Consider the following 10333-nt stretch of genomic DNA (forward strand, 5'->3'; position numbering starts at 1 on the left):
TGATTCCAAAATTTAATTAGGGTATTCAAAATCTGGCTGCCAAGTTGAATTAATCAATGGGCCAGTCGCAGCTTCATAATAGTTGTTATTGATAAAACTAATTCTTTCCTTCTCTGTTTGCCCGGTCTGCTCCATTAATGCTACACGAAGAGGATGGTATTTCCCGTGAATTTTCTTGTAAGTGTTAGGGGTTTGAACAAAATATTCATTTCTCTGATGTAACCTTTGCAAATAAAGTTTATTAGGAAGTCGGTTATATTTAGATGAATTACATTTATGGCAAGCTAAGACTAAATTCCAAATGCCATTAATAGGATGAGCAATTCCATAATTAGCTAAATAATGAGCAAAAAAATGGTCAACTTCTCCTAAATTATCTGATCCACTTTCAATAGAAATATTTACATTGCAATAAAAACATTTACCTCGCTGGTAAGCGTTTAATGCACTTCTACACGAAGTTACATCTACTCTACGATTTTGATTAACTTGCGTAAAAAGAATTTTTTTGTCTTCGTCATAATTAACTGAGATGAGATTGCGAGAAATATTCAATTTCCATGCCGTCTCTACTAATCGCCACCGCGCTTCTACTTCTTGGGTGAAATTCTGGAATTGCTCAGTTTGTGCTAATCGAAATAGTTCATTCGTTACAGTAATACCACCTCTTGTCTTGTCAAAAAAGCGAACCGATAGCGGTTGTGAATTTACGTTATGAAACTTATCAAGCACGACTTTAAAACCCTCTTGAGCAGTTGTTGCAATCAATTTGTCTTTGGTAATTTCACCTTTGTTAAATTGTCGGCAGGCTTGAATAAAAGGATATGGTTTGTCACTGGCTTGATTTTGGGTATCGCACTGTTGTAAATGCTCAACGACATACCGCGAGAATGGTTCGGCGAGTTCGTCTAGGGTAATTATTGTCTTTCCCATCGTTGCAAGCTCTAGCAGAGACTTTCCCAACGCAAATTTATAACACGCAACGTTCTTGCCAAACAGAATAATTGAGCGCCAATAATCCTCTAGCTCTGGTTCAATTGCCAAAAACTCTGAATCAGTCATTGTATTTTTAAATACTCGTTACCTTCGGCTAAAGCCTAGCTTGCGAGTATCTGAAAATACATCAGTTGCATTACGGTTATCAGTATTAGTCAGCTAATATTTGCTGTAGAATATGCGGGTTGTAACTGCACGCGCATCATGACTCATCGGTATCCATTCAGCACAATTCACCCAGCCGCATATTACGGACAGCGTGTAGCGGTTTACTTCAACCTGCATTACCACGTCTTTTCACTCAAGGAAAGGGGAAAAAGCGGGTTACTGCTTAGTCATGCTGGGGTCTGTCAATTAACCGATGCCGTGTTTGAGGTTGAGCGCAAGGGACGAGAACGTGCGATCGCTCAAGGTCGCAAAAATGTTCACGCCTATGTTGTGGGTATTTTGCAGTCGTTAGGGTGGGAGCAGCTGACTGATGAGGCAGTGCGATCGCTCATAGAATTAGGCTACCAGCGAGTGACATATAACCTGCATCCCGATCACCCACTGTTTTATTGCAAAGATATGATGACTTACACACCAGTTACGGCTGCTAAATCGGTTATTTTAAACGATAAATTTGCTTTGGCTCTGAAATGACGAAAAATCTGGACTACTACGTTAATAAGTTTGCCAATCTCAGGGTATCCCGTTCCAGTGGGGTTGCACCGAATAAACCTATTTTGCTGCTATCAATTATCGAGCTGATCAGCCAGGGGGAGATAAGGCGAAATCAAGTTCCTTTATCTGCTGAACTCATTGCTACATTTCTCAAACTGTGGAGCCACTTAGAAGCAGTACGTAAACCAGATATCGGACTGCCGTTTTACCACCTCACTAGCGATCGCTTCTGGCATTTTGAGATGAAATTGGGGTTTGAATCATTGATTGCTGCCAAGGTGAAAATCAGAACTCCTAGCACCATCAGGCAAACTGTAGAGTATGCTTACCTTGATGTTGAATTATGGTCACTGCTGCAAAATTCTGAATCTAGAAGTATTTTAACCCATGTATTAATTGATTCCTGGTTTAGCGATGCCTGCGGCGGGCTACGCCTACGCACTCAAGATATTGAACAACTGCTGCAAGTCAACGCCTTTGCTGAATTACAAGACCAGTTGCAACGCTCCGGCGGTAAGGTCTATCAGCCAGAGGAATTAGAAGATGAACAAGCTGTAATTGTGCGAGATGGTGCGTTCCGTAAAATCGTTGTCTCAACTTACAACCAACGCTGCGCCTTTTGTGGGTTGCAAATACTCGACTCACTCGGTCAGAACATCGTTGATGGCTCACACATCAAACCATTCTCCCAGTTCTACGATGACCGTATAAATAATGGACTTTCACTGTGCAAAAATCATCATTGGGCTTTTGACCGCTTTTGGTTCACCATCAACGACGATTACACTATCATCGTCTCTGACAACCTGCGGGAAGATTCACCCAACGCTAAACCAATGCGGGAATTTAGGGGCGATCGCATTATCTTACCCAGTCAGCAGCAGTATTATCCTAGACTTGATTCTCTACAATGGCATCGTCAGGAGTTTTTGCGGTGGGCAGCATAAATTTGATATTTAAATTAGTGTGACTTGTATTACCATAAAGCGGGATATAATTTACATTTGTAATCAAAGCGAGTATGTAACATGCAAAATGATTCGACTATCGAAACAGAATTAGGATACTTTCAACGCAACAGCTTAATTGAAAAATTAGTACAACGTTTTGCAAAAATTAATGGCTGGGAAATTGAAGAGAATACAGACATTTTTAATTCAGAAAATCATCGAATTCATCTTTTCAGAACAATGGCAGAAGCGGCTGTTGAAGAAATGGAAAATGTAATCAACGTTGATGTTAATGAAGAAATAGAGAGTTAATATAGGACTAGTATTTGATTTTTGAAATGCACGTAGTGCATTAGACGTAGACTTAGGTTGGGTGGATCTGAGCGCAACCCAACATGGGTTTTTACTTTTCAAGCTGGGTACTTAAATTTAAATTATAAATTTGCACAATTTTTATTATTTCTGTTAATCAATTATCTAATTATTAAAGATATTGTAATGAATATACTTTAGCTAATATATAATTTCACTAAGCATATATTTTTTAATTAAAAGCGCAATTTGTATATCTTGGTGCTGAAAGTAAAACATGAGCAAAAAACCTAGAGGTTGGTTTAATGAAATTGTTATTCGCCCCGTTGTTCATGTAGACGGTTACGAAAGCTATGAGAAGATGTGCGGTTATGTTGCAGACTTTTATTACTCTTCGGAGGAACAAAAGCTACTGCGCCAATTAAGAACTAATCCCACAGAATCGATGAACATCACCCTATACACCTTGTTTAAAGTCGGTCAAGCTAAATGTCCTGCTTATTGGGTGAATAATGATTTGTTAAGTGCATTGATGCAATCAAATTTAGATATTGAAGTTGAAAATTTGCAGTGGGCAATGAAAACAGGATTTTTTATGCTGCCTACTGGTGTAATTATATCCCCAGAGAAACGCAGTATTAATGCCATTTTTTGGCATTTTGATACTGATAACAATTTTCTTTATTGGACAGCAATGGATGGAGTTAGTTTTTTCTGCCGCAGATTCAAAATTGGCGATGAGGTAATCAAACTTACATATACTGATGTTCAAGATTTCAATCCGCAGGTAATTGCAGAATTTAATGAATATTTGCAATCAATTTTCCTACGATTGATTTTGATTATGGAGTGCCGCCCTGAACTGGTAGATACAACAAGCGAGGTAGTTAGGGTGAATAAAGGTTTTGGCAAAGCGCAAGCGCAAGATTTTTATCAACCACTTTGGCTAGGACTTGGATATAGACTCAAACGTGAAGGGACGCAAAGTAGTGAAGGTAGCGGTACACATGGTACTAAGAGCGTCCATTGGCGCAGAGGCTTCTTACGTAATCAACCTTATGGAGAAGGCAGGCAGCAAAGAAAACTAGTTTGGATTGAGCCAGTTCTAGTAATGGGTGGAAAAGAATCATCATGATGACAGACGATGAAATTAATGATAAATATGAATCCGGTCAAGACAGATTAATTCAAGAGATTGACAGGATAAAGCTACCAGCGTTAGTTGAAAAGATAAAGTCTAATCCTAATTACATGGTGATTGATAATGATAGTCAATCTGTTGGGGATTGGAATGATGTGAAAAAATCCCAGCTAATTGAATCTTTTATTATTAATTTTCCTGTAATGCCAATTGTTCTTTACCAGAGGTCAGATCATACATACGAAGTTCTTGATGGTAAACAAAGGTTAAAAGCAATTGTCGATTTTTACAGCAATAAATTAGTTTTGAGCGGACTAGAAGTTAAGACAGAACTAAACGGATGTACTTATGCTACTCTTCCATATCATGCAAAGACAGTGCTTAATCGCACCCATTCTCTATCTTTGATATCTATTATCCCTTCGGAGGATGCCAACCCCGAAGAAATAGCAAAACTGATAGAGGTTGTTGCAAATCGTCTTAACAGTTAAAAGGGTGCGATGCCTACGGCAGTAAACTACGCACCATCTTACCCAGCAAAAACAGTATTATCCTAAACAATAGAGAGTTAATAAAAAAGTTATGTATACTACTTACCCCTATGTAATCAAAAATGATAGCGGTGCATACCTGCAAACCGATGCAACGATGGTAAATCCCATCTGGGGCAGTATCGACAACGCAATGCACATCCGCCACTATATCGGTGCTGTCACGATTCAAGAAGTAACAGGCGGCTGGGTCTACCAACTCAACCGCGATTGCTATGAATACAATTTTGTCAGCTTGTAAATAACCCAAAACCAATGTTAGTTAATGATGACCACTTTTACTGAGCTTGTTATAACTTTTATATAACTTTAAACGTATTACTTATAAAGTAACTCTTGTTAGGTTATAATATAAACAAGTTTAGGTTATCACAAAATAATATTGGTGGAATATGTCTTAATGCGAGTCACTTTCAGTAAAGAGTTTACAGATTTAGGTAAGCGGATAAAAAAATATAGACAAGCATCAAACAAGTCTCTTGCGGAACTAGCAGCTGAAGCTGGAATCAGCGTTCCTCACTGGAATCGAATTGAAAACGAGAAAGTTCAAGAATTGCCATTTGATACATTGCAAGGAATTGAAAAAGCTTTAGGTAGTGATTTGGGGGTACACTTTGATGATTGACTTATCAACTATTAATCTTTTAAGTTTGCCCTCTCTTGCGCTTGAACAGTGTCGTCAATTACCAGATTACTCATGACGAAAGAATTTAAACCTGAGAAAATTTCGGATATCGAGGTAGGTGATATAGTTCTTTTGCAATGGGATGGTTATGAAGGAGTTCCAAAATATTTATCTAACACTTGGGCAGAAGTTGTTGAGGTCAAACGAACTAGGGTTATTGTAAAGCCAACGACGATAGTTGGAACCCAATCTGTTAGGTTTCAACAAATTGCTAAAGTTTGCAAACAGGTAGAAAAACAATGAAACTGCAACGTATCGAAGCAGGTGAATATCTTACTCCTGATGGTAGGTTTTATGTCCGCAATACCTATTACTCAAACGGTATGCCCTGGGTGTACTAAATCGAGTTTCACAATCAACAAAAACATTTTTAGCTCGTGTTCCAGGTATAGATACTCGGAGACTACAAACTCTCATTAAAAACCAAAGTCAAGAAATTGCAGCAATGGCTGGGGCTAAAGATGTGATTTATAAAACTGGTGACTACCTTCCCTCTGGTCGTGGTGCTTTCGGTCTTAAGTGTGGTGGTGAACGTGCGGTAAATATTTCACCATCAATTGAGTTTATTTTTTAATAAAAAAATATGAACACATTAGAACTAAAACCAGGGGATAAAATCGGAGTATTTTTCTATGATGACAAGCGTGGCACTAAAGCCGTAATTGAAGAAGTTGATAAAGTATCACTAACTGGTATAGTTACTCTCAAATCAGGCACTCGCTACACTTCCAAAGGTACGGAAATCGGCGCTCTTGGCGACCCAACTTATTTATGTACCACAGAAAAAGCTCAAGCTGTTATAGAGAAGGCCGAACAACGTAAACGACAAAAAGAAGAAGAATATAAGGCATACATAGCATCACCTGACAGATATGACTACTCATGCTTAAAAATAAGGTTATAGAATTGGCTGAAAAATGGGGATATATTCTGGTTTACTCAGACTATTCGAGGAAAGCTCGGAGTAATGTTTGGATGCTAAAAGTACCAACGACTGTTTTTAAAAATCGTCCTGAGTTAATCAGAACTTTAAAAGTCTTAGAAGACGAGGATTTAGAACAACTTCTAGATAAAACTAGAAAATATTTTGCAGGCAGTGAATCTCCCATAAAAGTAATCCTTCGTGATAACAAATACTCTGGCATTGAAAATGACAAAGAACTATTTACCATTGAATAATACTAAAAAGTTTGGCTGATGTACTACGGATACCGTTGCTATACCGAAGAAGATAAGCCTTTGGGTTGGCTATACACATTTGATAGTAATACTGAATATGCTTGGACTGACAAAAGGTTATATTTGTGCAAGCGATGGAAAACTGAACGGGGCGTAAAGAAACATTTTGATCATTACAACAAACGTTGGCAGTTAAAAAGCAAAGGAGGCTATCTCAAAATAGAGGTGATGCCAGAGTTTTCTGAACCCAAGCATAAAGCTAAGTCTAATCAGCAGCGATGGAATGAAGCCAATCGTGATGTACTTTACCAAGCTCAAGAAAATTACAACCAGAAGCGCCCTATAATATCATTTCGTCCAAAAGCTGAACTGTTGGAATGGCTGGATGAGGAACGCGAAACTGATGACAATGGTGAACCTGAAACTGATGCTTCACTCCTAAATAGAAAGTTAGAAAAACTAAAGAATTTAGAGCAACAGGGATTTTAAGACAGTGAAAGCAGAAGAATTAAAAATTTTAATTATTAGTATTCTTCAAGAAAAGCCTAGATTTTTTGACCATGTTTGTACTAAAGATATCAAAGCTCTGCTATTAGAACATTATAATATTTATGTAACTGATAAAATGATTATTAAAGTGATGATGCAAGTAGTAGAAGAGGGGGTAAGTAAATTTGGTGGGGATGGTTACGAGTGTGGGGATGGTAGTACACTAACATGGGCTGATGAACACGCAGTAGCTGGGTCAAAATTGACAGGAGTTCATAAGTATTGGTGGTTTAATATTTAGTTAACTTTAATTAAATTAATATTAAATAAAGAATGTAACAATGAATAATCTAGACTGTCTATTGACAATATTAAAAGAACAAGCAGACTTGATTGATAAACTTAACACACGTTCTGACTTTCAATACAAAAGTACACAAAGGCTAGTTTTGGATTATGGTAAACCTTTTGTAACTCAGGTTAAATCACCATTTAAAGGCAAACCAAAATCATGCTTTGAGAACTGCATGAAAGCACTAATAAATTTCCCACAACTAAATTACTGTGAGGGATTTGCTATTAGTGATCATGTTGATATAGTTGTATCTCATGCTTGGCTGGTCAATAATGATGGAGAATTAATTGACCCAACATGGATAGGTAAGAATTTTAATGGCAGTACTTATTTTGGTGTCATATTCAACAATGATTTTGTGGTGGAAATAGCCAAAAAGACTAAATGCTATGGAATCCTAGACAACGATTTCATGAATGAACACCAACTTAAACGAGAAGGATTTCCACCTCATGCCCTTCATTCCATATTTCATTCTTCTGTAAGTGTGCCTGAATAAAACAGTTCTGGGTGCGATGCCCTTCGGCGCAGGCTCAGGGTAAGACCTGCGGCAGACGGTTACGCCATCGCGTATGCCATAATATTCAGTACTCTAGTAATATTGCAGTAACGAAGATATGCTAGCTGGTGCAGCACTACGTAAAACAGGAACTGGTTGGGAATTTGCATCAGAAGCAGCATTAGAAGATTTTGTTTGGGATAACCTACAGCAATTATCAGGCTTAAAACCTTTAAAACGACAGTATGCTGTTAAGGGCGAAATCTGCGATATCTTAGCACTTAACGACACGAGACAATTAGTAATTTTAGAACTCAAAAATACTCAAGATAGATATGTTGTCCAGCAATTAACTCGCTACTACGATAACTTACTAGACGAGAAACCATTTCAAGAGCAAATTGATTACAGTCAGCCTGTCCGGTTACTTGCGATCGCACCCTCATTTCACAAACATAATCTGATTGACCGCAAACACACAAAGTTGATAGTTGATTTTTTGCAGGTTACTATTGCCCAGATTAATCAAAATTTTCACTTACAACTGCAAGATACTGATACTAATCAAACTTGGTCAATTCCAATTCCCTATCAGAAGCTTGATATTAGCAGTACATCAAGCAATATTCCAGAACCACCGCAATTACTTTTAGATTGGCTTGGTGCTTGTACTGGAGAAGAACAACAAGCAATTCTCAAACTTAGAGAGAAAATTCTTAGTTTTGATGGGCGAATCAAAGAAGAAATTGAAAGTAAAAATACTATTAGATATGGCAGAGGTAAGGCTAAACCAGTAGTTGAGTTATGTTTTCAAAGAAAGATTAATAAACCAGTCATATTTCTATGGCTACCTACTCCAAGCTCATTATTATTTACACAAAGAAGACAAGTGATTGGCAGAATGAGGCTGTGGATGGATGGATCTGTTGTTACCCATGTTGGTCATATACCAGAAGGTTTCGGTCGGATGAGGCTGCAATCTGAATGGGATGCCATGCCACGAGAAAAAAGACCTAGAAATTTGTATTGGAGCCTTTCTTATAAATCATTTTCTCCTGTGGTAATTAACACTTATAAGGAGTTAATTCCAAATCCTGATTCCCTAGAATCATTAGCATATTTAGCACTTGGAAAGTGGTTAGCAAGAATATAAATTATTCTGATTTAGTCATCTGGAAATTGCCAAGATGAAATACTTTCTACATCTTTGCTACTGCATTGAATACAAGTAACATCAAATGCTGAATCCATCCACTCATAACCGCAAGCATGACAATGACAGAAAATATTATTGCGGTTGGCATCTTTTATACCCTGATGCCATTGCTGTAGTTGCTCAGGATTTTGAAAAGGAAAATTATCAGACATTCTAGTAAGCCTCTTATCGTTACAAAAAAAGTTTACCCAAACGGTTGCCCCCACCGCTCCCACATTTCCTTGTTAAATGGCGATCGCCACTTCAAAATCAGACTCAACTCCAACTCCTGCCGTGCGCGTCGGTCAACAGGGGTGTCCCACCAAAACGCGATGTTAACTGCTGTCTGAATCCCATAGCGATAATGCAAATCCTGATAGCTGGCGATGTAATCCTTGCAGGCGTGAATCCCTTTCCAGCGCTTGTTACTTCTGCAAGTTTCCCCCACATACAGTACAAGAGAAGCCGCAGAGTCAATTATGAAATAGATACACGCATCGCCGGGGCTATCTGCTGGCATCCTCCAAAAAGAGAGCGATCGCACCTGTAACTGCAACGGATCAATCCGGTCTGGGTCGTAGTGGTTGGGTGCAATGTCAAATAATGTCACCTGCTCAGGTGGTTTGTTCTCCCTCACCCGTTGCTGATAATCAAAAATCTGAGACTTCCACCGCAGCAGGGCATCAGCACTCATCACCAATGTATCTACTCTACGTGCTGGTGTAAGGGTCAAATCTGAGAATAGGTTTAGCTGATTGGGTTCCAAGGGTATTACGGGGAGTGTGCCGACTAGCTGATTATCCAAGAGAACTGAAAGTCAATAAACCTGTCAAAGAATTATTTATGCCTTTGATATTCAATCCGCACCTGCTTAACGTCAAGCTCAGATTCTAAAAACACGAGTTTTTCTACTTGCTGTAATCCCAAATTTTCAAACTGTTTGAGTTCCGAGTATGATAATGGCCAAGGTGGGCCAGAGGGTTCAGCTTCTGTATCTCGAACACGAGTAATCAGCAAAAGTGTGCCACCAGGAGCAACGACAAAGGCAACTGAAGAAATAACTGAAGAACGCACATTCAACGGCAGAGATTGAATATTACGACATTCAAAAACAAAATCAAAAGCTTGATGCCATTGTGGGGGAATTGCTAACAAATCTGCAACTACATAGTTGACAGTCGAATTTGGAAATCGCTCTTGACACCAAGCGATCGCTGTCGGTGAAATATCAAAAGCAGTTACTTCAAACCCTCGATGAGCTAAAGCTTCGGCATCATCTCCCAAACCACAACCAATGACTAGCGCCTTTTGCCCAGAA

Annotated in this window: 19 protein-coding genes; 15 read left to right on the forward strand and 4 right to left on the reverse strand. The window is 38.6% G+C overall.

Translation table 11 applies throughout. The annotated features are described in order from the left end of the window. Positions 1-12: 12 nt before the first annotated feature. A complete protein-coding gene (locus ACEW80_RS15390) occupies positions 13-1062 on the reverse strand; it encodes an HNH endonuclease (protein ID WP_373527433.1) in 1050 nt (349 codons plus the stop codon). Between the two features lie 138 nt (positions 1063-1200). On the opposite strand from ACEW80_RS15390, the gene ACEW80_RS15395 reads away from it, so the two are divergent. The 15 genes from ACEW80_RS15395 (at position 1201) to ACEW80_RS15465 (ending at position 8973) form a co-directional block, all read left to right on the forward strand. Next, positions 1201-1638 (forward strand): hypothetical protein, encoded by a 438-nt coding sequence (locus ACEW80_RS15395; protein ID WP_373527434.1) that lies wholly within the window; start codon positions 1201-1203, stop codon positions 1636-1638. Continuing rightward, on the forward strand, positions 1635-2606 hold the full coding sequence (locus ACEW80_RS15400) for an HNH endonuclease (protein ID WP_373527435.1): 972 nt from the start codon (positions 1635-1637) through the stop codon (positions 2604-2606). The genes ACEW80_RS15395 and ACEW80_RS15400 overlap by 4 nt, the downstream gene beginning before the upstream one ends. 81 nt (positions 2607-2687) lie before the next feature. Then, positions 2688-2921: a hypothetical protein gene (locus ACEW80_RS15405; RefSeq protein ID WP_292826402.1), complete on the forward strand. Its 234-nt coding sequence runs from the start codon at positions 2688-2690 to the stop codon at positions 2919-2921. Between the two features lie 277 nt (positions 2922-3198). Next, positions 3199-4056, forward strand: a complete 858-nt coding sequence (locus ACEW80_RS15410; RefSeq protein WP_373527436.1) for a hypothetical protein — start codon at positions 3199-3201, stop codon at positions 4054-4056. Next, complete coding sequence (locus ACEW80_RS15415) at positions 4053-4553, forward strand: DUF262 domain-containing protein (RefSeq protein ID WP_373527437.1); 501 nt, start codon at positions 4053-4055, stop codon at positions 4551-4553. Before ACEW80_RS15410 ends, ACEW80_RS15415 begins: the two co-directional genes overlap by 4 nt. Positions 4554-4644: 91 nt before the next feature. Next, positions 4645-4854, forward strand: a complete 210-nt coding sequence (locus ACEW80_RS15420) for a hypothetical protein (RefSeq protein ID WP_373527438.1) — start codon at positions 4645-4647, stop codon at positions 4852-4854. 159 nt (positions 4855-5013) lie between these two features. Continuing rightward, a complete protein-coding gene (locus ACEW80_RS15425) occupies positions 5014-5238 on the forward strand; it encodes a helix-turn-helix domain-containing protein (protein ID WP_373527439.1) in 225 nt (74 codons plus the stop codon). Positions 5239-5310: 72 nt separating this feature from the next. Continuing rightward, positions 5311-5541 carry a hypothetical protein gene (locus tag ACEW80_RS15430; RefSeq protein WP_373527440.1) on the forward strand — a complete coding sequence of 77 codons (231 nt, stop codon included), beginning with the start codon at positions 5311-5313 and terminating at the stop codon, positions 5539-5541. 202 nt (positions 5542-5743) lie between these two features. Next, positions 5744-5872: a hypothetical protein gene (locus ACEW80_RS15435; RefSeq protein WP_373527441.1), complete on the forward strand. Its 129-nt coding sequence runs from the start codon at positions 5744-5746 to the stop codon at positions 5870-5872. Between the two features lie 9 nt (positions 5873-5881). Beyond that, positions 5882-6202, forward strand: a complete 321-nt coding sequence (locus ACEW80_RS15440) for a hypothetical protein (protein ID WP_373527442.1) — start codon at positions 5882-5884, stop codon at positions 6200-6202. 71 nt (positions 6203-6273) lie between these two features. Beyond that, complete coding sequence (locus ACEW80_RS15445; RefSeq protein ID WP_373527443.1) at positions 6274-6477, forward strand: hypothetical protein; 204 nt, start codon at positions 6274-6276, stop codon at positions 6475-6477. 18 nt (positions 6478-6495) lie between these two features. Beyond that, positions 6496-6966 (forward strand): hypothetical protein, encoded by a 471-nt coding sequence (locus ACEW80_RS15450; RefSeq protein ID WP_373527444.1) that lies wholly within the window; start codon positions 6496-6498, stop codon positions 6964-6966. Between the two features lie 4 nt (positions 6967-6970). After that, positions 6971-7267, forward strand: a complete 297-nt coding sequence (locus ACEW80_RS15455) for a hypothetical protein (protein ID WP_373527445.1) — start codon at positions 6971-6973, stop codon at positions 7265-7267. Between the two features lie 40 nt (positions 7268-7307). Further along, a complete protein-coding gene (locus ACEW80_RS15460) occupies positions 7308-7820 on the forward strand; it encodes a hypothetical protein (RefSeq protein ID WP_373527446.1) in 513 nt (170 codons plus the stop codon). Between the two features lie 118 nt (positions 7821-7938). Further along, positions 7939-8973: an endonuclease NucS domain-containing protein gene (locus ACEW80_RS15465; protein ID WP_373527447.1), complete on the forward strand. Its 1035-nt coding sequence runs from the start codon at positions 7939-7941 to the stop codon at positions 8971-8973. A gap of 11 nt (positions 8974-8984) precedes the next feature. On the opposite strand, the gene ACEW80_RS15470 is transcribed toward ACEW80_RS15465, so the two are convergent. The 3 genes from ACEW80_RS15470 to ACEW80_RS15480 form a co-directional block, all read right to left on the reverse strand. After that, positions 8985-9188, reverse strand: a complete 204-nt coding sequence (locus tag ACEW80_RS15470; protein WP_292793499.1) for a hypothetical protein — start codon at positions 9186-9188, stop codon at positions 8985-8987. Between the two features lie 32 nt (positions 9189-9220). Further along, positions 9221-9820 (reverse strand): GIY-YIG nuclease family protein, encoded by a 600-nt coding sequence (locus ACEW80_RS15475; protein ID WP_373527448.1) that lies wholly within the window; start codon positions 9818-9820, stop codon positions 9221-9223. 32 nt (positions 9821-9852) lie between these two features. Next, positions 9853-10333: class I SAM-dependent methyltransferase (locus tag ACEW80_RS15480; protein WP_373527449.1), on the reverse strand; the 481-nt coding region annotated here is incomplete at its 5' end.

Origin of the sequence: Nostoc sp., assembly GCF_041747015.1 — a bacterium.
GTDB lineage: Bacteria > Cyanobacteriota > Cyanobacteriia > Cyanobacteriales > Nostocaceae > Nostoc.

Coding starts and splice junctions, on each gene's coding strand:
- ACEW80_RS15390 (WP_373527433.1), bottom strand. CDS start 1,062: ATGACTGATTCAGAGTTTTTGGCAATTGAACCAGAGCTAGAGGATTAT.
- ACEW80_RS15395 (WP_373527434.1), top strand. CDS start 1,201: ATGACTCATCGGTATCCATTCAGCACAATTCACCCAGCCGCATATTAC.
- ACEW80_RS15400 (WP_373527435.1), top strand. CDS start 1,635: ATGACGAAAAATCTGGACTACTACGTTAATAAGTTTGCCAATCTCAGG.
- ACEW80_RS15405 (WP_292826402.1), top strand. CDS start 2,688: ATGCAAAATGATTCGACTATCGAAACAGAATTAGGATACTTTCAACGC.
- ACEW80_RS15410 (WP_373527436.1), top strand. CDS start 3,199: ATGAGCAAAAAACCTAGAGGTTGGTTTAATGAAATTGTTATTCGCCCC.
- ACEW80_RS15415 (WP_373527437.1), top strand. CDS start 4,053: ATGATGACAGACGATGAAATTAATGATAAATATGAATCCGGTCAAGAC.
- ACEW80_RS15420 (WP_373527438.1), top strand. CDS start 4,645: ATGTATACTACTTACCCCTATGTAATCAAAAATGATAGCGGTGCATAC.
- ACEW80_RS15425 (WP_373527439.1), top strand. CDS start 5,014: ATGCGAGTCACTTTCAGTAAAGAGTTTACAGATTTAGGTAAGCGGATA.
- ACEW80_RS15430 (WP_373527440.1), top strand. CDS start 5,311: ATGACGAAAGAATTTAAACCTGAGAAAATTTCGGATATCGAGGTAGGT.
- ACEW80_RS15435 (WP_373527441.1), top strand. CDS start 5,744: ATGGCTGGGGCTAAAGATGTGATTTATAAAACTGGTGACTACCTTCCC.
- ACEW80_RS15440 (WP_373527442.1), top strand. CDS start 5,882: ATGAACACATTAGAACTAAAACCAGGGGATAAAATCGGAGTATTTTTC.
- ACEW80_RS15445 (WP_373527443.1), top strand. CDS start 6,274: ATGCTAAAAGTACCAACGACTGTTTTTAAAAATCGTCCTGAGTTAATC.
- ACEW80_RS15450 (WP_373527444.1), top strand. CDS start 6,496: ATGTACTACGGATACCGTTGCTATACCGAAGAAGATAAGCCTTTGGGT.
- ACEW80_RS15460 (WP_373527446.1), top strand. CDS start 7,308: ATGAATAATCTAGACTGTCTATTGACAATATTAAAAGAACAAGCAGAC.
- ACEW80_RS15465 (WP_373527447.1), top strand. CDS start 7,939: ATGCTAGCTGGTGCAGCACTACGTAAAACAGGAACTGGTTGGGAATTT.
- ACEW80_RS15470 (WP_292793499.1), bottom strand. CDS start 9,188: ATGTCTGATAATTTTCCTTTTCAAAATCCTGAGCAACTACAGCAATGG.